This is a genomic window from Bacteroides sp. NGMCC 1.200775 (assembly GCF_040798045.1).
In the GTDB taxonomy this organism is placed as follows: domain Bacteria; phylum Bacteroidota; class Bacteroidia; order Bacteroidales; family Bacteroidaceae; genus Bacteroides; species Bacteroides hominis.
The window spans coordinates 294,998-318,507 of record NZ_JASCQK010000001.1 but is presented as its reverse complement, the minus strand read 5'-3'; the positions used below and the strand labels follow the sequence as shown (position 1 = coordinate 318,507).

At 37.4% G+C, this 23,510-nt stretch carries 20 protein-coding genes and 2 tRNA genes; 9 read left to right on the top strand and 13 right to left on the bottom strand.

Going from position 1 to position 23,510, the window contains the following annotated elements; translation table 11 throughout:
* Positions 1 to 333 (top strand): hypothetical protein, encoded by a 333-nt coding sequence (locus QK890_RS01430; RefSeq protein ID WP_005777742.1) that lies wholly within the window; start codon positions 1 to 3, stop codon positions 331 to 333.
* Here the strand turns inward: QK890_RS01430 and QK890_RS01425 are convergent.
* On the bottom strand, positions 287 to 1,048 hold the full coding sequence (locus tag QK890_RS01425; RefSeq protein ID WP_005777744.1) for an RNA methyltransferase: 762 nt from the start codon (positions 1,046 to 1,048) through the stop codon (positions 287 to 289). The genes QK890_RS01430 and QK890_RS01425 overlap by 47 nt on opposite strands.
* A gap of 340 nt (positions 1,049 to 1,388) precedes the next feature.
* On the opposite strand from QK890_RS01425, the gene QK890_RS01420 reads away from it, so the two are divergent.
* Entirely contained in the window at positions 1,389 to 1,877 is a 489-nt protein-coding gene (locus QK890_RS01420) for an energy transducer TonB (RefSeq protein ID WP_227560225.1), read from the top strand.
* A gap of 120 nt (positions 1,878 to 1,997) precedes the next feature.
* Entirely contained in the window at positions 1,998 to 4,310 is a 2,313-nt protein-coding gene (locus tag QK890_RS01415; protein ID WP_005777747.1) for a BamA/TamA family outer membrane protein, read from the top strand.
* Between the two features lie 82 nt (positions 4,311 to 4,392).
* Here QK890_RS01415 and QK890_RS01410 read toward each other — a convergent pair whose 3' ends face one another.
* From QK890_RS01410 to QK890_RS01400, 3 genes are all read right to left on the bottom strand, one after another.
* Positions 4,393 to 4,947: a DUF3332 domain-containing protein gene (locus QK890_RS01410; RefSeq protein WP_005806068.1), complete on the bottom strand. Its 555-nt coding sequence runs from the start codon at positions 4,945 to 4,947 to the stop codon at positions 4,393 to 4,395.
* A 121-nt stretch (positions 4,948 to 5,068) separates the two neighbouring features.
* Entirely contained in the window at positions 5,069 to 5,506 is a 438-nt protein-coding gene (locus tag QK890_RS01405) for a DoxX family protein (RefSeq protein ID WP_005806070.1), read from the bottom strand.
* Between the two features lie 569 nt (positions 5,507 to 6,075).
* The gene (locus tag QK890_RS01400; RefSeq protein WP_005806074.1) at positions 6,076 to 6,603 is read right to left on the bottom strand and encodes a hypothetical protein; all 528 of its coding nucleotides are present in this window, start codon (positions 6,601 to 6,603) and stop codon (positions 6,076 to 6,078) included.
* Positions 6,604 to 7,560: 957 nt separating this feature from the next.
* On the opposite strand from QK890_RS01400, the gene QK890_RS01395 reads away from it, so the two are divergent.
* The 5 genes from QK890_RS01395 to QK890_RS01375 all read left to right on the top strand — a co-directional run bounded on the left by QK890_RS01395 (position 7,561) and on the right by QK890_RS01375 (position 12,616).
* Positions 7,561 to 8,844, top strand: coding sequence for a site-specific integrase (locus tag QK890_RS01395; RefSeq protein WP_137570022.1), 1,284 nt, complete (start codon positions 7,561 to 7,563; stop codon positions 8,842 to 8,844).
* 277 nt (positions 8,845 to 9,121) lie between these two features.
* Complete coding sequence (locus QK890_RS01390; protein ID WP_032539376.1) at positions 9,122 to 9,427, top strand: DUF3853 family protein; 306 nt, start codon at positions 9,122 to 9,124, stop codon at positions 9,425 to 9,427.
* Between the two features lie 532 nt (positions 9,428 to 9,959).
* Positions 9,960 to 10,442 carry a hypothetical protein gene (locus QK890_RS01385; protein ID WP_367627123.1) on the top strand — a complete coding sequence of 161 codons (483 nt, stop codon included), beginning with the start codon at positions 9,960 to 9,962 and terminating at the stop codon, positions 10,440 to 10,442.
* A gap of 101 nt (positions 10,443 to 10,543) precedes the next feature.
* On the top strand, positions 10,544 to 10,936 hold the full coding sequence (locus QK890_RS01380) for a hypothetical protein (RefSeq protein ID WP_032539295.1): 393 nt from the start codon (positions 10,544 to 10,546) through the stop codon (positions 10,934 to 10,936).
* A gap of 648 nt (positions 10,937 to 11,584) precedes the next feature.
* Positions 11,585 to 12,616, top strand: coding sequence for a DUF3871 family protein (locus tag QK890_RS01375; protein ID WP_032539294.1), 1,032 nt, complete (start codon positions 11,585 to 11,587; stop codon positions 12,614 to 12,616).
* A 257-nt stretch (positions 12,617 to 12,873) separates the two neighbouring features.
* Here QK890_RS01375 and QK890_RS01370 read toward each other — a convergent pair whose 3' ends face one another.
* A complete protein-coding gene (locus QK890_RS01370; RefSeq protein ID WP_050550176.1) occupies positions 12,874 to 13,869 on the bottom strand; it encodes a phage/plasmid replication protein in 996 nt (331 codons plus the stop codon).
* Positions 13,870 to 14,184: 315 nt separating this feature from the next.
* Positions 14,185 to 14,257 (bottom strand) — tRNA-Lys (locus QK890_RS01365).
* A 519-nt stretch (positions 14,258 to 14,776) separates the two neighbouring features.
* Here QK890_RS01365 and QK890_RS01360 point away from each other — a divergent pair.
* Positions 14,777 to 15,919 carry an OprO/OprP family phosphate-selective porin gene (locus QK890_RS01360; RefSeq protein WP_032539293.1) on the top strand — a complete coding sequence of 381 codons (1,143 nt, stop codon included), beginning with the start codon at positions 14,777 to 14,779 and terminating at the stop codon, positions 15,917 to 15,919.
* 122 nt (positions 15,920 to 16,041) lie between these two features.
* Here QK890_RS01360 and QK890_RS01355 read toward each other — a convergent pair whose 3' ends face one another.
* From QK890_RS01355 to QK890_RS01325, 7 genes are all read right to left on the bottom strand, one after another.
* Positions 16,042 to 17,253, bottom strand: a complete 1,212-nt coding sequence (locus QK890_RS01355; RefSeq protein ID WP_032530007.1) for an MFS transporter — start codon at positions 17,251 to 17,253, stop codon at positions 16,042 to 16,044.
* 261 nt (positions 17,254 to 17,514) lie between these two features.
* Positions 17,515 to 17,587 (bottom strand) — tRNA-Lys (locus QK890_RS01350).
* An 89-nt stretch (positions 17,588 to 17,676) separates the two neighbouring features.
* Positions 17,677 to 18,480 carry an MBL fold metallo-hydrolase gene (locus tag QK890_RS01345; protein ID WP_005777763.1) on the bottom strand — a complete coding sequence of 268 codons (804 nt, stop codon included), beginning with the start codon at positions 18,478 to 18,480 and terminating at the stop codon, positions 17,677 to 17,679.
* Between the two features lie 81 nt (positions 18,481 to 18,561).
* The gene (locus QK890_RS01340) at positions 18,562 to 19,950 is read right to left on the bottom strand and encodes an MFS transporter (RefSeq protein WP_032539292.1); all 1,389 of its coding nucleotides are present in this window, start codon (positions 19,948 to 19,950) and stop codon (positions 18,562 to 18,564) included.
* A gap of 148 nt (positions 19,951 to 20,098) precedes the next feature.
* Entirely contained in the window at positions 20,099 to 21,505 is a 1,407-nt protein-coding gene (gene uxaC, locus QK890_RS01335; RefSeq protein ID WP_032539291.1) for a glucuronate isomerase, read from the bottom strand.
* Positions 21,506 to 21,868: 363 nt separating this feature from the next.
* Entirely contained in the window at positions 21,869 to 22,405 is a 537-nt protein-coding gene (locus QK890_RS01330) for an FHA domain-containing protein (protein WP_032539290.1), read from the bottom strand.
* An 11-nt stretch (positions 22,406 to 22,416) separates the two neighbouring features.
* Positions 22,417 to 23,478: an SPOR domain-containing protein gene (locus tag QK890_RS01325; protein ID WP_032539289.1), complete on the bottom strand. Its 1,062-nt coding sequence runs from the start codon at positions 23,476 to 23,478 to the stop codon at positions 22,417 to 22,419.
* Positions 23,479 to 23,510: the final 32 nt, after the last annotated feature.

The following is a 23,510-nucleotide window of genomic DNA, read 5'->3' as shown; positions in this document are numbered from 1 at the left end:
ATGAAACGTTTTGCTGCACATTATATATTTATTCCGGAAAGTGGATTTTTAAAACTGCATGCCATAGAAATGGAGGGAGAGTATGTCTATCGTATTTTTCCCTGTAGTGAAGAAATTGAATCTGTAGAATGGTTTCCCGGTGTCATTTTATTGATTCCGCAAGAAAGGATGGATATAAATAATACTTTGTTCAACTTAACCAATACCGATGAACAAAGTATTACTATTCCGGAAATTACCTCATGCATGAAATGGCAGGCTTATTTGTTATTTCCATTTGACTTTGCTACAATGCGGCCTGTCGCCGAAACTCAGCGCAGACAATTGCGGTAGCAATGGCTACATTCAATGATTCTGAGGTCTCGCGTTCCTGAGGATAATTTGGAATGTATAACTTACGGTTTACCAGCTTTTCCACTTCGGCTCCAATACCATTTCCTTCATTCCCCATTACTATTATTCCATTCTTTGACAAAGGCTGCTCATACATATTCTTTCCATCCAGAAAGGTACCATATACCGGTACATTTCCCAGTACATGAATCAACTCTGGCAATGCGATATAATGTACTTTTACTCTGGCAATGCCTCCCATGGTAGCTTGTATGGCTTTAGGATTAAAAACATCAACAGTATTGGGCGAACAGAAAATGTGTTCAATACCAAACCAGTCTGCAAGACGAATGATTGTCCCAAGATTACCGGGGTCTTGAATATCATCCAAAGCTAAACATAAAGAATTACGAATAACTTCTGTATCGATCTCGTACTTCGGTTGTTCAAACAATGCCAGTACTTGTTGAGGGCTCTTCAACAAACTGGCACGAGATAAATCCTCAGGACCGACTTCAATTACCTCCACAGCCTTAACTGCAGAATGTTCTCTAAGCCATTCCGAAGTGGCCGCCAGAAACTTGCAAGGGAAATGTCCCAGTAAATCACCTACCAATTTGGGACCTTCTGCCAGAAAGACTCTTTCTTCTTTCCTATTTTTTTTTAATTCCAGCGATCGGATATATTTAACTCTATTTTTACTTAATGTTCCCATCTAACTCTAATTTTACGGCAAAGCTATAAAGATATTCCCAATTAACTATTATATTTCTAATCCTTTTTATGTCTTTATTTTCTTACCATTAACAAACTTTATATTGATAAATATAAACTATCTACTTAAATTTAGTAGATTTGTAATACATCATTATATTGATATCCAGAACGAAGAAGGTATGCCCAGACACATAAAATACAATAAAGAAAGAAGAACAGTATCTTCTCTTAAAAAATAAATAAGCTCTGATTGGCTGCAGCAAATCCAGATATTAATCCTAATGTATAACCTTTAAAAACGAATTAAAATGTTGAACGAAAAAAGAACTCAAAAAATTATGAAGAGCAAATTTCTGATATTTCTGCCGGTAGTAGCCATGTTGCTATTGTTTAGCAATTGCGGGAGTAAAACAAGTAACGAGCAGGCTGTTACCGAAGTGAAAGACTCTGTAAGTGCCACACAATCCCTTAAAGAAGAAGTAGTACCGGACTCTGTAGCTATACTAAAAGACGTAGTGTATGATGTCGTTGATAGTGCTCCTACATTTCCGGATGGAATGAAGGCATGCTTACAGTTTATTGCAAAGAGCATCAAATATCCGGCCCAAGCTATTGAAAACAAGGAAGAAGGTCAGGTAGTAGTTCAGTTTATTGTTTCTAAGAATGGTAAACTGCTTAACCCGATTGTTGTAAAAAGCATATCTCCGCTACTTGATGCCGAAGCTATCAGAGTGGTAAACTCAATGCCCGATTGGATTCCAGGAAAACACAAAGGTGAAAATGTAAACTCACGATTTACACTTCCGGTCAGGTTTAGGCTTAAATGATGTAATCATCTATAAAAATGCCGGAAAAGTAGAAATGCTCTTCCGGCATTTTTATTTCCCAAAACAAAAAATATGGTTTATATTTGTAACCTATTTGGCGTAATCTATTAAAAACCGTATATGAAGAAAGGGGTTCTTTACACGATTCTTCTTTATTTTGTTTTGTCACTGGCTTCGTGTTCTGCCACTAAGTTTGTGCCGGAGGGTTCTTATTTGTTGGATGAAGTAAAAATACATACTGATAATAAAGACATAAAACCGTCGGACATGCGACTTTATGTGCGACAGAATCCTAACTCGAAATGGTTCAGTGCAGTCAAGACTCAACTGTATGTGTATAATTGGTCCGGAAGGGATTCTACGAAATGGCTCAATAAATTCTTGCGCAAGATAGGAGATGCTCCGGTTATCTATAATGAAGCCGATGCTATCCGTTCGCAAGAAGAAATTGCAAAAGCAGTGCAGAATCTCGGCTATATGGGAGCTACCGTAAAAAGAACCATAAAAACTAAAAAGAAAAAGCTAAAACTGTTTTATGAAATCAATTCAGGCAAACCTTATACTGTACGCACACTGAAGTATGATATTTCTGATAAGAAAATAGCCGAATATCTTCAAAATGATTCTACTAAATCAACGTTGAAAGAAGGAATGCTTTTCGATGTAAACACACTTGATGCGGAACGGCAACGTATTACAGACTACTTATTGTGTAACGGTTATTATAAATTTAATAAGGATTATATTACTTATACGGCAGATACTGCCCGCAATACTTATCAAGTAGATTTGACTTTACATCTGTTGCCCTATAAAGCTTATGTTGGTGATGTTCCTAAAGAACATCCTCAGTACAAGATCAACAAAATCAATTTTATTACTGATTATGATGTCTTGCAATCATCAGCTCTGAGCAGCATTGAAATTAATGACTCTTTGCATTATAACGGATTCCCGATCTATTATAAAGACCAACTGTATTTACGTCCTAAAGTGCTCGTAGATAACTTAAGATTCACCTCCGGAGATTTATATGATGAACGTAACGTACAAAAGACCTATACTTATTTTGGGAGGCTTTCAGCTCTCAAGTATACTAACATTCGTTTTTTTGAGACACAAAATGACGATAGTACCAGACTGAATTGCTATGTAATGCTAACCAAAAGCAAGCATAAATCCATTTCTTTTGAGTTGGAAGGTACTAATTCGGCAGGTGATTTGGGAGCTGCCGCGTCCGTTTCTTTTCAACATAGAAATTTATTTCGCGGCTCAGAAACTTTCATGGTAAAATTCCGAGGAGCTTATGAGGCCATATCCGGATTACAGCCGGGATATAAAAACCATAATTATACTGAATACGGAGTTGAAACAAGCATCAATTTCCCCAGTTTCTTATTTCCCTTTCTTACTTCTGACTTTAAACGGCGGATAAGAGCAACGACAGAGTTCGGACTACAATACAATTATCAATTACGCCCCGAGTTCTCCCGCACCATTGCTTCGGCTTCATGGAGCTACAAATGGATGCAAAAACAAAAGATTCAGCACCGCATCGATTTATTGGATATCAGTTACCTCTACCTTCCCTGGATTTCTCCTCAATTCCAGGAAGACTATATTGATAAGGACAAAGACAACTACATCCTCAGATATAATTATGAAAATCGTCTTATTGTACGTATGGGATATACTTATAACTATAATAGTGCAGGAGGAACCCTTGTCAATAATACGATAACTTCCAATTCTTATTCCATACGGGCAGGCTTCGAATCTGCAGGCAACATTCTTTACGGAGTCTCTAAAATGATTAATATGAGAAAGAATAAAGATGGGGAATATGCTATTTTAGGGATACCTTATGCACAATATTTGAAAGGTGACTTTGATTTTGCCAAGAATATTATAATCGATCATCGCAATTCCCTTGCGTTTCATGCGGGGATAGGAGTTGCCGTACCTTATGGAAATGCAAAGGTAGTTCCTTTTGAGAAACGTTATTTCTCAGGAGGAGCCAACAGCGTAAGAGGATGGTCTGTACGTAATTTAGGACCGGGCTCTTTTGCCGGCGATGGAAATTTCATGAATCAGTCCGGAGATATCAAATTGGATGCAAGCATCGAATACCGGACCCGTCTGTTTTGGAAGTTCCGCGGAGCGGCATTTATCGATGCAGGTAACATATGGACTATCCGTGAATATGAAAACCAGCCGGGAGGAGCTTTTGAATTCGACAAGTTCTATAAGCAAATCGCAGTGGCTTATGGATTAGGGCTCAGACTGGACCTTGACTTTTTTGTACTTCGTTTTGACGGAGGTATGAAAGCTGTAAATCCTAAATATGAGAAAACAAAAGAACGTTATCCTATTATTCATCCTAAATTTAGCCGTGATTTCGCATTTCATTTTGCTGTAGGCTATCCATTCTGATTCTATTAAGGATAGAGATAAAAAAAAGATGAAACTGACTCTCAGAGCGGTTTCATCTTTATATTTATAGTTATTTCGATAATCAGCGTGCTGCAAAAAGCAGTCCGCCCATTGTAGCCTGACGTGCAGCCATCATACCTTGTGCATCAAGAGTTACGTTCATCTTTTCTCCATTCGGTAAATTCATTTCAGCAGTACCGTCATTGTTCATTTTCAACAATTCCGTGCTGACTCCGTCAGCAACAACATTCCAAGTGTTTGCTTCTTTGTTATAAATCAACTCCATAGCTGAATCTTCACCTTCTTTAGTGATGGAATAACCATTCTCAAGGGTCTTTACCAGATAATCTCCGTTCTCACCCTTTACTTTCTTCACATCACCTACATTAGCCATAGGATTGGTGCCACTCCAGAATTCGATTGAGTTAATTACCAATGCATCTGCCAGATAAGCGACACCATATACCGGAACGATATTTAAAGCAAGGAAAACAAGTTCATTTACAAATTTTGTACCAATGGACTGATTCCATGACGAAATGCGATTGAACAATCCGAATGATCCTACACATGAACTAAACAGGATAGTACCACTGAGAAAAATGGCAGCAACCAAAGTTAATCTGTTCTTTTTCATACTAATTTTTTTATTTGTTATTAGGTTAATATTATGGATCATTTATATAAAAACGATCCTGTTATAATCTGCAAATATACTCTTTTTAGCTAAAGAGAACAAATTTAGGTTACTTTTCTGCTTACATTTTCCTTTTGTTTCGGAGTTGCCGGCCTATCATATAATCGACAGAATATTTCCCCGGTCCGCTTATATACATCAAAATAAAAACAATCAAATATACTAATGCCAATTCTTTCATTGCAAATGCATCATTTGCATGAATAACAAAGAATGCAATACCCATAGTAAAGATCATTGGAATCATGGCCAACCTGTAAAGAAAACCTATAATAAAGGCCATCGAACATACTAACTCTGCAAAGATGGCCAACCCCAAGGAGAGGGGAGAACCTAATCCCAACGGATCAGGAAAGGATGTGGAAAGTTCCTGAAAATTACTCCATTTTTGTATGCCATGATTCATTAACAATAATCCAAACGAGATTCTTAGAATCAGCAGGAATGCGGATGCTCCCATACTGTCTGGTTTAAGAGGAAATAAAAATTTGTAAATCATAAGTTTATATTTTTAGATTTTATAATATAAACAACTATCCGTTTTGTATTGTTTACTTGATACAGATCAAATAATAGCCAGATCCCCCCAAAAAGCAATATCAAAATACAACTCATGAATTATCATTTTTGTTATATCGGCGAATGACAACTAAAATGAAAGGAATGTGATCATGAAAAAAATAGGGAAGTTTCTGAGAAGCTGTCTGGAGGAGATTGGCAGAAATACTCTTAAAGAATATGGCTACTCTGATGACAAATAAATCTCTTACTGATGTTATTATTGGAGAAATGTATCGTATTCTCAAGAACAATGCATTTATTTTCATCCGAATATGCAAAAAAAATGTAATACGAACATCTTTTCAAAATCCAACCTGTTATATAGTCAATAAAATAAAGGGATTATGGAATATATAATTATTTATATAGCTTTTTTGCTTATCACGTGGGCATTTATAATGAAAAGTATACATGATGCACCGGAAATGGAGGATACAGAGAGTAATCCTCTATAGAAATAAAGGAGGATTGATACTCTGAATAGTATAAAATCCTCCTTTATTATTCTTATTTATTATTATTTTCCGAAGAAGGAGCAATGTAATCTTCTTTAATGAATTCGTCATACACCTTTTTCGGATGATCAAACGGAGCTACTCCAGTGCGATTTTCATTAAAATTCTCACGTCTGAATTTCTTCAGTTTAAGATTATCCTCAGCATATTCCCGGAGTTTTTTCTTTTCATGCCCATACAATGAACTATCCAAAACTTCCGAATCCAATAAACTCTCTTTAGGAGTTATAGACGGCAATAAGTTTTGTTCTAATAACCCACGATAAGCACCGTTGTATTCACACCACACACAATCTCCCAATATAAACAGCCGATAAGTGTATCTGGACCATGCTGTTTTAATAGTAACCTCACGAGAGTAGATCTCCACAGTTGCCTCCGAATCGAATGCACGATCACGGATTACGACTAATTTCCTACCTGAAATATCTTCCTTAATAAGGGTCGTCCATCTTTCGGAATTTAGAATTTCCCCGATTATTTCAGGTAACTTTTCCTTAATTTCAAATTGTATTCTCATATCATTCGCCTGTGGGCCAGGACTTATTAATTGCCCCCAATTATAATCTATTTCCTAAAGATAGTAAGTTTCAAGGTTAAAAACAAAATAAAATCCATTTTTTTCCAGTCTTTTTGCTATAATTATCTATCTATTTACTATCAAATACATAAAAACGGAGTAATCGGAAATTTTTGTTGGCATTCATCTTTATGTAAAAAGGGACAGTCCGATTGCAGCCCATAAAAATGATTAAAGTACACCTAAGGAAATATAATCAGAACTTAACCACAGGAGCGGTATACATTTCTTTTTATTGGTTGTAAAGACCCAATTATAAAATAACAAATCACTTTACTATAAAGTGCTGAAACATAGAAAATAAACTTTTCAGACCGATAGTTAAAGTCCATCTTACGGGCTAAGATCTACATCTTAGCTCGCAAGATACACATCTTGGCCCGCAAGATCTGTATCTTAGCTGCCAAGATAAACTTGAATTATAGGAAGCAACCATTTTCCCAAGGATCAAAAGATACTCCTCCACCTGAACCTTTAGGTTTCATTATTGATGGACTATCCTTACTTATCAGGAAAAACATCAATACGAAGAAGGTTGTGTGACAAAGGCATCGCTAAGATGCAGAAATATAAAGAGAGGAGCACCAACAAAAATTTCCGATTAATTCAATATCTTGTTGAAGAACAGAAGCAAAATAAAAATAAACACATAAAAAATCCACTACATTTTTATATGCAGTGGATTTATAACGAATTGTACACCCTCAGGGAGTAGAACTGATATTTAAACTAATAATATTAAATACTTAACAATACTCAATATCAGTACATTATATTATATATCCATATATTACATATTCACGAAATCTTAATAAATAGCATCAAAAAGAGGGGTAAAAACAACTTTTACCCCTCTTTTTTGTTGCTCCATTGTTTAATTTAAAATTTAATAGAAACATGAACATCAGAAAGAATCTACGGGTTTTCATCAAATCCCGTAACAAGCAGATTATTTGTCGTGTGAAGTGGGTAAAAGGAGAAATAGACTTTTACATTGGTTACTACGGCGACGAGACTAAATGGGATAAAGCAAACCAATTACCGCTAAGGAATACGACCCATACGGTAGGGAAGCATAAAGCGATTGCATCAGAAATAAGCCGTGCCATTGGAGGCTACAAAAATGCGATAGAGGATGTTTTCAAATATTATGAGGGTGTCCAGCATATACCGACAAAGGAGGAAGTCAAACTAATGATTAATGAAAGGCTTGGAAAAGTCAAGGTATCAGTAGAAAACAAAAACTTCTTTACGGTATGGGACGAATACATAGAAGTTCAAAAGAAGCAAAAGAACTGGGTGCCGAATGTGACAAAGAAATTCATCTCCTTAAAAAACATCTTGCGAAGTTTTTCTCCTGACCTCTCATTTCAGAACCTTACAGAAAACAAACTGCTGGCTCTCCGAGATTGGTTTGTTGAATATCGTACGGAAGATAAAAACGGAAAATTACAACATAAATACCGCAATACGACTATTAATAAGTACTTTGAATTTTTAGGTTGGTTTCTGCGGTGGGCTGCCGAGAATGGAATGCTAATTCATCGGGAAGTCCTGAAATTCAATACTTGTCTCAAAGAGATTCCGACTCCCGTTTCCTTTTTGAATATAGAAGAATTAATGCAGTTTTATAATTACCAATATCCTAAAAAAGACGGAATATTGGAACTATCAAGAGATATGTTCTGTTTTATGGCATTTACATCCATTCGATACAGCGATTTAAAATCCCTTTGCTGGAGTGACATACATGGAAAGATTATGGAAATCGTTACGGAAAAGACTGATGAACGACTGCAAATCGAATTGAATGATTACGCTTTGGAAATCTTGAAGAAATATAAAAAGATGAAGCAGAAAGGAAATCATGTGTTCCCACCGCTGTCAAATCAGAAATTGAACAGTCATTTGAAAGAAGCTGCATTATTAGCTCAACTAACAAAAACGTGGGTTGATGAATACTACATAGGAAATGACCGCATAAGGGAAGAATACAAATTTTATCAAATAATCTCCTCTCATGACGGGCGCCGAACCTTTATATGTTGTTCGCTTGCGTTTGGAATCCCTCATACAGTCGTAATGAAATGGACGGGGCATCGTGATTATGCCTCAATGAAACCATACATTGAGATTTCGGACAAGACGAAGGCTGCATATATGGGAAAATGGAATTTCTAATAGATTGATAGTCTGTTATCTTATATAAATATTAGGCAGGAATATAATCTGATGAAGTGAATATTCCTGCCTATTCTTTGTTTTTCAATAATATCTATTTTATCTTTACACCCGAAAATAGATAAGGTATTATGACCGTGTAAAATCAGGGCTTTTTTATAGAGCCATGTTCGCATCATAGGTCTATCAAGACAGATTTTACAGAAGGACTGCACCATACTCTTCTACAGTTGTAAATATGGTGCGAGATGAACGTAAATTTATTAAATGTTTAATCATGGACATTAACAAGCCCGTGGGGGCGCTTACGGTTCAAGAACTTCTTGATATCTTACAACCAGTTATTTCCAATCAGAATCCCATTCACCCTGAAAAAACGGAGAATGTAAAACATCTTGTTTACGGATTGAAAGGACTTGCAGAGCTACTTCATTGCTCCATAGCAACCGCCAACCGAATAAAGCAGGAAGGTTGCCTTGACAAGGCTATATCGCAGGTCGGACGGAAAATAGTTATTGATGCTGACCTCGCTTTGAAACTGATGAAAAGTAGTCGGAAAGCATATCTCCGAGCCAAGAGGTAAGATAGTCAAAATGGGAAGATGAAGCCGTTTCTCGGTTTTTGGGAAGCGGCTTTATACTTTTATCCCCCACGTAAAAAAGTGCCTATAAGCGTCTGAAATGCGGTTTGTTGACATTTTTTTTCTATCTAAGAAACATCTCTCCTCAATACATGTGTGCTGTATATGCAAAAAACAAAGGCTTTTTTCTTGGCTGATTAGTTTTAATAAAGTAATTTTGCATTGCATTTCGTTTACGAGGTGCAGACATATTATAATAAAAGAGCGTTTAAGATATTATCTTGTACTGGAATCTCGACAATTCTTTTACCCAAGATAATAAGCAAGAACGCTCACGCTGATGTTATATATCTGCTCTGCTTGGAGCAGTCTATATATCGTTTGGCGTGGGCTATTGTTTATTATTGGGTAAGGGCAGTCGAGAGCCTCAGTACAGTAATATTCAATGTTCCCACGCCTCTTTATTTTTAACAGCTTACAAGGGAGCAGGTAAGCATCAATCTGAAACAAAATGAAAATATTAAGATTAATCGGTATGCTTCTTGTTTCTGTAACAGTGAGCATAAACTCTCTAACGTGCAACGCCCAAAACTACAAAGGTTCTATTGAAGGCGGTAGGACTTTCCATACTGACGATATAGGAATGTTCAGCACTACTGATATTTATACAACGCATGGGGTTCAGCTTGGCTCTCGTTTTTATATCGGTGCAGGTGTAGGTGTACGTTTAGGCGATGATTATACTTCCATACCGCTATATGGTAGCGTGAGATACACCTTCCTCAAAAAGAAAATCTCTCCGTTTATTGATGCGAAAGTAGGCTATAGTCTGCTTGACGCAGCAGGATTCTATGCAAATCCGGGAGCTGGTGTGAATTGGAATTTTTATAAGACGTTATCTGTGTTTCTGAAAGTTGGGTATACTTATAATTCCAAAGCATACGGAGAGGCTTGGAACAAAGACGGTGATGATGTTTATCCGCATGGCGTCTCTGCTTCTATAGGGTTTAGTTTCTAATCAAAAAAGCGTGCGGCTTTATGTCGTGTTCCTCATGCCTTATTATTTTATAACGCTCTGAGAAGGAACATAGGAGCAGAAATAACAATCTATTAGTTAAAATGAAAACATTAAGATTTATCGGAATGGCTATTGTAGCCGTAATTATGTGTGTGAACTTCGCAGCTTGTAGCGATGATGATGAAGAAGAAGCAAACGCTACAATCGAGGGTACTTGGAAATATACTTCAAGCTCTGATGAAGATTTGCGTTCAGGTTCTTTCACTTTCAAAAGTAATGGTAGTTTAGTTTGGGATGACGGAGAAGAAACTTCATCTAATTGTTCTTATACCTTAAATGGTAGCAACCTGAAAATCATACTGAATCAGGATGATTATATTGAAGGTACGATAGCTATTTCTAAAAATCAGGCTACTTATAAATATACTTGGCATGATTACGCAGGGGAATGGGATGACGATACTGAATATATCATGACTTTAGTAAAGCAATAGAAAATAAAAGAAGCCGTGAGAAAGTCGTAATGGAATGCTCTGTTACGACTTTTTATTTTAGAGTAAGATTTTAAATTCATTCTACGAATTATCCTGAATGAATAAGGGGTAAAATATTACCCCCCCTCATTAACAGACAGCCCATCTTGAAATGCGATTTTCTTATACCTATAAGCATAAGAAGCCTATCCTTTAATATCCCCCCGCACTATTCGCTTTTAAAATTTTAATCCTCACCCTTCCTAAAATTAATCTTGGCAAGACGATTCAAATTAACAGGCTTTTAACAAAAATTCCATTATGGTTTCTGCATATATCATTCATTTTCCTTCAATACCACAACACTATTTATCAGGCTATTTTCTGTGAAATAACACAAGATAGAAAAAGACTAACGATAGCTGAAAAGCCCCGATACTTCAAGCATTGGTTATTAACCTGATTTTAAGAGAATGAAGCGATGAAAAAGCACTACTTTACTTTTTCATCGCTATACCTGATGAATTAATTCTCCCAATCCGTTCCAATATACTCCCAAGTCCACTTTATAACCCTGTCTATATTCAGATAGGAACAATATACGGACGAGATACCGTTTAGCATACTTTCTATCCGTAAACCAATCAATAACCATTAATATTTATCAACATGGAAGCAGTAACCATTTTGCCGAATACGGCACAGCAAGAACCGAGAAAGACCTTAGGGCTAAACAGCTACGCAGACGATGCAGAAATCCTCTTAGACGAGCCGAAAACCGTCAAGAAGACAAATCACTTTATCGAAGCGAACACCTCGGAAATCGACCTGAAATCTCTTAAATCGGAATGTATCATTCCCGTCTTTGCGAAGGACAACGAACTCACAATTTCACACCCTGCATTCATTGAAACCGCCTATGATGCAGCCACTTCCTTCTTCAATGGAGAACGCATAGAGACGCCAGCTATTCGGGTTTCTCATGTGGTGAAAGGAAGAATACCCGAAGCGATACACAAGCCCGCAAATCAACTCTTAGAAAGCGACAAGACCATTTATTATGAACGGTGTGCATTCGCCATTGATGTTCCTACAATATTCGAGACAGTAGGTGGCAACAAACTGAATCTCTCCATTGTAGGGGTGCGTGCGTACAATCGTGAAAACCTGTACAGTAGAAAGACATTGGAACGGTTCAGCGTAGCTATCGGCTTTGTGAATCAAGTGTGCTGCAATATGTGCGTGTTCACTGACGGCTACCGTTCTCAAATAGAGGTCAGCAGTACAAAAGACTTGTACCGTGCTTTATTGGAATTGTTTAACCAGTACAACCCTGCAAAGCATCTGCATCTGATGCAGTCTCTTGGTAATACAGTGATGACCGAACACCACTTTGCTACCTTGTTGGGAAGAATGCGGCTGTATCAGTGCTTGCCACAAGGCTATCAAAAACGACTACCAAGAATGCTGCTGACCGATACGCAGATAAACTCCGTAGCAAGAGCATACATTAGTGACGAGAATTTCGGTAGCTTCGGTAGCGAACTGGATATGTGGCGGTTCTACAACCTTCTGACTGGAGCTAACAAGTCAAGCTATATCGACAGCTTCTTAGACAGAAGTCTGAACGCTACTGAAATAGCGGTAGGAATAAGCAGCGCATTACATGGTGATGAACGATATAAGTGGTTCATTGATTGATGAACTCGATTGGGAGGAAAGAGAGGGCATCCGTTGTGATGTCCTTTCTTTTAATCCTAATACTGATATGAAGTTCTGTTATGCAATCAGGCTGTTACTTGAACAAATTAGACAGGATTGAAGATGTATGTAAATAAAGAAAAGAAAGGATGATATGACATGAAAATTCACATCATATCACCCTTCCAAACAGATAGAGAACTAAGTAATTGAAGTCCTCTGAAATAAAGGAAACTTTCGCTTACTATAGAAGTTCTTTAAAAACCGTACATTTTCCTCATCAGTTCAAATGCTGCATCCAGTTCTTCAATATGACCGCTTTTCTGAATGAAGGATTGGTCGACACTGTTAGCCTCACTAATCACAGACCGTAGATAGTCAACCTGTCTAGAACTAATCCGTCCAGTCTTCTGTTGTTCGCTTATCATCTTCTCCAAGGGAACACATCCTTGCACCTTCAAGATGTATGCAACCAAAAAAACACGGGCGTCCTTTTTGCCTTTTACAACTCGCAGGTCTAACTGCACATCATTGACCTTCTCTATTTTCTTGTACCGTCCATAGAGCATCTTTACAAGATTGGTAAAGAAAGTCTCATTCAGCAACATATCAACTAAAACGGTTTCAGTTCCAAAGCGTCGTTTCCAGTCCTGCTTCCCATAGGAAAACCTTAATTCGATACGCAGTATATTTCCATTGAAACCACAATCGAAAAATTCTCTTTTACGCTTCATCTCTTTAAGCTTGTCATATACATGCAAGAGAGTTTTAGACTGTCTGTAATAAAGAGAATCAGGTTCTTCCAGCCTATCATGCCTACTCAAACTCCCAAGTCGATTAAGATACTCCTTAGGGTTTTGAGATACGATAGCATTGTAGGCAACGTCAATCCGCATCACACGAGCCAACCTTAAAGGTAAACACAACTTTTGCGAAAGAAAATCAATCGCTTGACGTGTTTCCTCCATGCTAAGACCTTGAACGTTGTTTCCTTTCAAATACTTGCATAGACTACCCATGATAACAATCTTTTCAGGATAGACAGTGATGCGGAGGTTTTCAACTGTTCCACAAATTTTCATATCATCAGAACCATAAGGAAGCGTTTTCAGACTTCCTGTGTCTAAATGTTGCGGAACACTTCTTTGAAAAGAAACATCGCTTTGCTGCTGATACAGCACCATAATTACGGTATCATACGACACCATGTTCAGAACAGATTTATTCAATCCGTTTTCAATAATTTTTTCCATAAAATGGAGGTTTGAAATTAATCGAAAATTTCCTTCACAGAATCCGTGAAAGTTTACTGAACATCTGCCATACACGCATACGCTTTACGTAGCATGGCTACTTCTGAAGAATCTAAGAAAGAGAAAATAAACCCTCACTAATAAGGCGTGAATCCTCTCTCATTGAAGCTTGCAAGCGTTTTCAAGGTATCCAAACCATATCCATAGCGGTAAGGGTTTGGCTTACTCTTAAACAAGAAATCCTCTCATCAACCCCTATTAGAGGGGTAAATAGAGGGGTAATTCTTATAACTTACTGGTTTTCAATACCATTTGTACACCCTCAGGGACTCGAACCCTGGACCCATTGATTAAGAGTCAATTGCTCTACCAGCTGAGCTAAGAGTGCATGTTATCAAGCGTTCTTGATTTCGGGTGCAAAGGTAAACCTTTATTTTTAAACTGCAAATGTTTGAAGGAATTTTTTCGTCTAAAGAATGTCTTTTATTCTGTCTAATGAAACACTTGTATCTTTTTAAGTATTCATTCATAAATAATCATACATGATAAATTGTCTCATTTACAATAATCTATATTAGACCAAGAAGCGTCGAATTAAGATTTAGTAAAGAAAAAACATATTCCGGTCAAAGATTAAGTTTTAAAAAAGTTTTTTTAATCGCACATTAAAGCATTTTATATAGTACGATTTACGTAAACTATTATAATTCAACAGATAAATGTATAATACCTCTTATAATATATAATTTATAAAATTATCTGTATCTATTTAATTAGATTTATATTACAATCTTCTAATGAAAAAAAATCAATATATCAATAAATTATAAATATTCATTTCATCTATATTTCTTTTAATGTATTTTTGTATCCGAAATAAATAGCAAGGCTAAAAATCTAATAACAAATGAACTTATATCTAAAACACACTTTTTCCTACTTGTTGGGCATATCTTACGCTTTATTATCTTCGGCACAGCCCAACTCGGACAAACTACAATGTAAAGTGACAGGACGAATGCTTCTGGATGGAGGCGTATATCTTAAAAATGATAACCATTTTGGTAATGGAGTGGAATTTGGTGATCTTCGCATAAGCGCAAAAGTTGCTTATCAAAACTGGAATATGAAAGTTGAAATAGGCTATACGGGCAATAAAGCAGCAATCAAGGATGCTTACGCAATGTATACACAAAAAAAGCACACTATACAGGTTGGACAATTTTATGAACCCTTCAGCTTAGAAATGCTGTGTAGTACTTTCGACCTTCGCTTTAATCAATCTCCCGGAGTCGTTCTTGCCTTGACAAACAGTCGGCGAATGGGAGTCGCATATAGCTATAGAAGTAAACGTTACTATTTGTCGGGAGGGGCATTTACCGACAATGATGTCAATAATCTGAAAAATGTTTCACAAGGCTATGCGTTGGATGGCAGGATAGTATATCGACCGGTATTTGAAAATGAGAAGCTTATCCATATAGGGTTTGCAACAATCTATCGTACTCCTGACGGTTCATTGAATGAAGAAGACAAAAACGTATTTTCTTATAAATCTCCTGGAGTGAGCACGATTGACAACCGAAACATTGTTGCAGCCACTGTCGACCATGCGACACATCAGATAAAGTTTGGCACCGAATTATTGGTTTATTATCACCGTTTTTGTCTGCAAAGTGAATATATACGCACACATGTGAAGCGGGATGATGCATTTGAAAATTATGTAGCACAAGGTGGTTATCTTCAATGCTCTTGGCTTTTAGCCGGTCAGACTTATTTATATGACGAATCAGTCGCATGTCCCGGCCGGCCGAAAGGAAAAAGCCTGGAGCTCTGTTCCCGATTTAATTATCTAACACTTAATGACGGAAAAGCTGCTATCTGGGGAGGAGAACAAAAAGATATCTCCGTTGGACTTAATTATTACATTAATAAATACATCGGAGTAAAATTAAACTATAGCTATATGATACCCGGAGCTAATATAAAAGAGATAAGCAACCAAAACTTCAGCGTAGTTCAGGGAAGATTCCAATTCATTTTCTAATCAATAGTCTTTAATATATTCAGGTTATACTATATTTCATAAGATGCTCACTGTTTATCTCTTCACAACCCAAGAGATAAACAGTGAGCATAAACGGATGACTTATAATAAATAAATTCGTTCTACCTGCCTTTTCTTTCCAAATCCCTAACGGCTGGAATACACATCATCAAAACGGCGGTAAGCACAATTGCTATTCCGCAATAAATGAAAATATTGGCTATCCCCAGATTATCAGCAACAAATCCCGTAATAAACAACCCTATAATAGAGGGGAGTAAGCTCACGCTATCAAAAAGTGAAAATACCCGTCCTAAATATGCCGGTTCAAATTGAGTTTGAAGCAATGAAGTAAAAGGTCCGGAAAAGAACGGAACAACTATGCCCTGTGCTACTGTTAGTATGGCAAAATAGATAAAGCCTTCAGCCGGAAGCACTCCACAGAATGCCAACGCCAGACCGAGTAAAAAGTAAGAGGTGGCAATCAGCAGAATTTTCCGTATCTTAGGATTCCAAACACCCAGCAATGCACCACCGGCCAGCATGCCTGCACCGAAAAGGGCCTCTATCAAACTCACCTGATATGCCGTTCCCGAGAAATTCTTCAAGGTCATCAATGGCATCAAAGCTACCATAGGCATAACAAAAAATGTAACAAGAACTTCTGTTACCATAACCCAACTGACTCCTTTGTTGCGCATGATGACATTAAACCCATCTCGCATATCATAAAGCACATTCTTAGCAGAAGCATTTTCTTTTTTAGGATTAGGAATATACACAAAAAGTAAAGCTGTACAAGCTATTATGGCTCCAAATACATCCAAAAGCATAACAAGGCTCATGTCGAAGGCAAGCAGTAATATAGCCCCGAGAGCCGGTCCACCGATGTTACATACTGACTGAATCGCCTGATTGATACCTGCAATGCGCATAAGCTCTTTCTCGGGTGCCAGCAATGGCACAGACGATTTCATGGCAGGCGTATGAAATGCACCACCAACAGAGCGCAACATAAGCAAAAAATATATATGCCATAGCTCAACTGTATCAAGATAAAACAACAATGCAATTATACCGGAACAAAGGGCGACGAAGCTATCTGCTCCAATCATAGTCCACTTACGATTCCAACGATCGACAAATACACCGGCAAAAGGACCTAATACCGCCTGTGGCAATAGGGCAGCAATTGTTGCAAATGACAATACTTCTGCAGAACCAGTTTTAAGACTAATCCACAAAACAATAGAGAACTGGGCAATAGAACTACTTAGTATAGAGAATAGCTGCCCGGTCCATATAATAATAAACTTTTTCTTCCAATTATTCATATTAAAGTTGAAATAAGATAAAGAATGAGATCATTCCTCTGTTGCATTTATACAGGAGGAAAAGAAGAATGAGATATACCATTACGAGAAAAGGCATATCAAAATAAGGTGAAACCGTAGCTAAGCCAGTTCCAAATAATCGACAAGTATGTCAAACAGATAAGTTGTTTTCATCAATTTTATTCTTTGCGGCGACAAAGATAAGATAATATTTCAAAATGTCACAAAAACAAAAAGGAGATTATAAATAATCTCCTTTTGTACACCCTCAGGGACTCGAACCCTGGACCCATTGATTAAGAGTCAATTGCTCTACCAGCTGAGCTAAGAGTGCTTGTTTCTCGTTTGCGGTTGCAAAAGTAGGGCTTTTATTTCATATTGCAAAACAAATAGGGATCTTTTTTTATTCTTTTTTTCTCACACTTACTCAAATTCATAGAGCTCTGATGGCGTATTTCTCTTTAAAGCAAGCAGTTGCACATCCTTCCCAACAATGACGCCTTTATTCTTTAATTTCCATTCAACCGTTTTATAAGCCAGTTCCGGATGATTATTATCTTTGCTCAGATGACAAAGCCAGATATAACGAAGATGTTCCGTGATATTCTCAGCAAGAAAGTCGGCAGTATCTACATTACTCATATGGCCTGTACTACTTGAAATACGTTCTTTCAGATATGTAGGATAAGGTCCCATACGAAGCATTTCTTCATCATAATTAGCTTCAAGAATCAAATAATGGGCTTTACAGATATATCGGGCAGCAGTCGGAGTAATCTCTCCCAAATCTGTTAGAAAAGAAAAGACTTTACCATCAACTTCTATACAATAACCCACATTGTCTGTTCCGTCATGTGGAACTTCAAAAGATTCAATGCGGAAGTCTTCCAATTGCATAGGCTCTTCTTTCTCCAGATAGCGTACAGAAGCATGCAATTTTTCTGTCATACAATAACTTTTATTAATCCCCGCATGTATACGTGCTGTGGTATATACCGGAATATTCAACTTCTCACCTAAATGCCCCACAGCTTTGATATGATCAGCATGATCATGCGTTATAAACACTGCGCGTATCGAATCCATCGTCACATTTATATCTCTCAACGTTTTTTTTATGGTACGAATTCCGATACCTGCATCAATGAGTATGCCGTATTTTTCGGTACCCAGATAATAACAGTTTCCGCTACTGCCACTTGCCAGGCTTATAAATCTAATCTTCATTATTATTCTCTTCTTTTAAATGCAAATTGCCGTCAACTTTTATGGCAAAGTGACGGCAAATATACATAAAAAAGGAAACAATCAGGTGTTAGCTTTCTTCTTTTTATCGATGAAATCGGTGATTTTTGCAAAAATAAGCAATGCAATTGCTGCAATCAAACCGATTGCTGCAAAGTAATACCAGATGTAATGAGCATTTACACTGGCGGCTTCCCAAGCTTCTCTGGATTCAAACAGGGCAGGATCCGGACAATACTTGGTCAGCAGCACCCCTGCGAGCCCAAAGCCAAAAATAGAAGACAAAAAAGAGTGAAGATGGCTAAAACCTAAGTACATGCCTTCTTCACCTTTAGGAGCTTGTAAAGAGAAATATTCCAGATAACGCGGAGAAATAAAGCATTCTGCCAAGCCTTGTACCACGATGCCGGCAATCATCATCAACGTAATATTACTCATTCCCGAGATAACTTCATTGCCCAAGAGATTACCACATGCCATCAACAGCGCTGATATCGGAATCAGAAACATACCAATATTCATCGAAGTGATAGCACTTCGTCTGGCCATCCAGCGAGTCACAAAGCTCACACAACAAACAACGACAAAAGGATTTACATTGGCAATCCACCCCGGTTTTGCAGTTTCACCAGCCATGCGAATAACATACTTAGGCATTGTAGCATAAAGCTGATGTTGTACCATCCAGAATCCCGTAATAATAAGGATTAAGATCAGCAAACGCCAATTAGTGACAATACGCAAGAAACCTTGTCCGATCTCACGCATACTCTTTCCTTCTCCTACGGTATGAGTCGATTTATACAAAAAGAAAACAGCCAACAAAGCGATGAGAGTCATGACTCCTGAGAAATAGTTAATATAGATATAAGCTTGGTCACCAATAACATTCCGTAGAGGATCGATAACCGTTTTACCGGTAAAGGCACCGATATTAACCATCATATAAAAAATAGAATATCCGCGTGCCCGAGTCGCTTCAGTTGTTTCCTTGGCAACAGAAGCTGAAATAACCGATTTAATAAATGCGCCGCCTATCATAATTATAAATAGAACCGGGACTATCAACCAACGGGAGGCACTATCCGTCAGTCCATCGAAATGAGTGCTTTCTCCATAAGTCACTAATCCGCCGCTTTCAAGTAACGTGGGTAATACTCCCAGGCCCAAGTATCCGGCTGTCAATAATGAAAAAGCAACAAGCATTGATTTGCGAAAACCGATTTTATCGGCATATGCTCCGGTAAAAATAGGAAGCAAGTATAATCCACCGGAAAAAAGGCCGGAAATCATACTTGCTTCAAAATCATTAAAACCTAAAATTGTAGATAGATAAATAGTGAGAACGATAAACACGGCATAGTAAGCCATGCGTTCAAACAGTTCGACTGTGTTGCTGACATAAAAGGCTCTTGTGAACCCTTTAGCAGCAGGCTGAGGGGAATTGTTCATTTATGTTTTTCTTTTTTTAATTGATAATCGAACGCAAAGATAAGATTTTTTGCCAATCCGACCAGCCACTCATGAAATAAAAGCCGGAAAAAGGCTTGGAGAACCAGTTTCCGACTTAATTTATTATAACAGTTAAATAAACAGGTAATTAAAACTGAAAAAAGTTTTTAGCATTAAAATAGCTGATATCTTTAACCATCTGACAGACACGGTCCATCTCAGATGCCGGTATTTCACCGCTTTCCACATCACGCCCCAATAGATTACACAATGTACGGCGGAAGTACTCATGACGAGGGTAGGAGAGGAAAGAACGAGAATCCGTCAGCATTCCTACAAAGCGACTCAACAATCCAAGTAAAGAAAGGGCGTTCAATTGTTTTTCCATTCCATCCTTCTGATCAAGAAACCACCACCCCGATCCAAACTGAATTTTTCCGGGGATACTGCCATCCTGAAAATTACCTATCATAGTAGCAATCATTTCATTTGCACAAGGATTCAGATTATATAGAATTGTTTTGGCCAGTCTACCTTTTGAATTCAGACGGTCCAGAAATTTACTCATTGCTTTAGCGGTCATAAACTCACCAATGGAATCAAACCCAGTATCAGGTCCCAGCAATTTAAACATCCGACTGTTGTTATTGCGAATTGCACCATAGTGAAATTGTTGTGTCCATCCCTTCTCCCAATCCATTTCACCCAGTATAATCAACATAGCCGATTTAAATTTCAGAACCTCCTCTTTTGTTAGTTCAGATCCACCATAAATTTTATTGAAAATAGCTTTAATCTCGCTATCCGTATACTCTTCAGCATAAAATTCTTCGATTCCATGATCAGACAGCTTACATCCCTGATCGGCAAAGTAATCGTGGCGTTTACGCAAGGCTGTTATCATATCGTCAAAATCAGAGATATCGACCTCACTTATTTCCGATAGTTTTTCAACATAAGCACGAAAGTCTGATGGTATTTCTACAGCCATCACTTTATCCGGCCGCCAAGTGGGTAACATCTTTATTTCAAATCCACTTTCACGTGTTTTAATGTGATACTCCAATGAATCGATAGGATCATCGGTCGTACAAACGACTTCCACATGATAGCGACGCATCATTCCACGGGCAGAATATTCTGGAGAAGCCAGTTTATCGTTACATTCATCATAAATTTCACGTGCTGTTTTGGGGTTCAATATTTTATCAATACCAAATGCTGTTTTCAATTCCAAATGAGTCCAGTGATATAAAGGATTACGTAAGGTATATGGAACTGTTTCCGCCCATTTCTCAAATTTTTCCCAATCTGATGTGTCTTTTCCTGTACAAAAACGCTCCTCCACACCATTTGAGCGCATGGCACGCCATTTATAATGATCACCACCGAGCCAGATTTCGGTTATAGATTTAAACTGGTAATCGTCCGCTACCATCTGGGGAACTAAATGACAGTGATAATCAATAATCGGCATCTTAGATGCATGTTCGTGATATAATTCCTGAGCCGTTTCTGTTTGCAGCAGGAAGTTCTTACCCATAAATTTTTTCATTTCTTTGTGTTTTTATTGTACAGAATAGTTATTTGTATTAAAGCCAAGGTATATTGTTGATTATAAATACAATATATTCTATTTATATTTCGATTTTATTTATCGTTATCGAACACAAAATTAAAAAAATTACTTAGAGATGCAAAGACAAACCAGATATTTATGAATTTAAACTTTAAAATAATATGGGAAAAACACTTTTTTAAAGGGAGGGGTAAGATATTAACTTCATAAAGGATAGAAAGTTAATATCTTGTTTGCAAGAAGTTAACTTCCTGCCTTTACGATATTAACTTCCTAAAAATATTGTTTTTCAGATCATTAGCATGAAAAGTATATCACTGTTCATACTCTATTGAGAATTCAGATTTCCTCTCTTTTTCTTGCAGAACGGAGAATAATAGTAGTAGCTCCAATAGTAATGATAGCTCCGTCTTCAATACGAATACGGTCTTTATCACCCAAAATTTCGTTCATAAGAAAAGTACCTGTCAGACTCGGGGCATCACGTAAAGTATAAACTAATTCCCCCTGCTTGTTACGTTTTACATTGATAATGCAGTGACGTCTGTCCATACTCATATCGCCGGTTTCAATCGGAGTATTGATATTTGTACCGATACATCGACGCCCAATGATGTTATCACCTTCCTGCAGGGGTAGGACTTGTTTGAAACCAAATACGTTCTCAATCACGACGATACAGCCATATCCTTCTTTATATACCTCCTCGTCCAACTTCTCTTCCTTACGGGAAGCTTTTATTTTGCTCTTTCCCAGTCGGATACTAAACTGTTTACCACAATGTTCACATACAAAAACCAATGATTGGCCTTCGCTATATTTGGTTTCATCAAAAGAAAGGTAATTTTCACACTTAGGGCAAAGAATTCTTTTCATTATAAAAATATTTATTTAGCCAGCATCCAGGCATTCTTATAAGCCTCGTTCTCTCTTAATTTCAACAATTGACGGTTAGCGTCTTCACGATTGGCACATGACATTATGCTAACACGAATTTTGCCGTCACCTGTCAATACACTGGCACCTGCATAACCTTTAGTTTTCAATTCGGCAGCCATTAACTCAGCATCCTTGGTATTAGCTACACTGGCTATGATTATATGATATGGAAAAGAAGCTTCTGTAACCTTTGCATCAGCTGTTTTCATTGGCTTTTCCGGATGGGCAACTTTTACTTCTTTTACTGCAACCGGTTTTGTTACAGACGCTTTATAGACAGTCGTCGTTTTCTTCTTTGTAGTTACCGGTTTAGCTTGTGGAGTAGCAACGTTTGCTTTCAGCATAACCGGAGTCATTGCTACCGATTGTTTTTCTATCTTCTCAAACAAATCAGTAGGAAGCAATCGAGCATAATTACCCTTTTCTACATATGTATTTTGGACAGGAGTAGACATTAGAAAAAACAATGTAACCGCAGCAATCATTGCTACTGCATTTCTTAAAAATGCCCAGTTTACGCTGATTTCACGATTTTTCTTTTCTTTAGGAATGAGCGGAAGAATTTTCTCTCTTTCCGGACGTCGTAAAGACGTTAACTCTTTTATCTCAAACGAATCGAGTCCGTAAAGATAAGGAGTAGTAATTTTATTGTCGTATGGAATAAACTCGTAAGTGTTATGAATAGTATAACGGATTTCTCCAATATTAGGTAAATCAGTTTTTCCTTCTTCATGGAGAACGGCAATAAGCTCTGCCACTTCTCTTTCCACCATTTTTGTGGCATCCGAGAAATTGGTATCATACACAGCCATATATGATTGCACTAATACTCCGTCATTCAACCTCAATTGGGGATTGAAACCGATAACACGGGTAGGAGGGAGAAATATATTTTCTTCAGCCACTCTCATAGCAGGAGCGTAGTGAGCGATAAATCCACCAAATCCGGGAATAATTACACAATCATTCTCCAATAATAATACTTCAATATGCTGTGCCAATTCAATCATGTGTGCAAAATTAACAGATTAATTCAAGATAT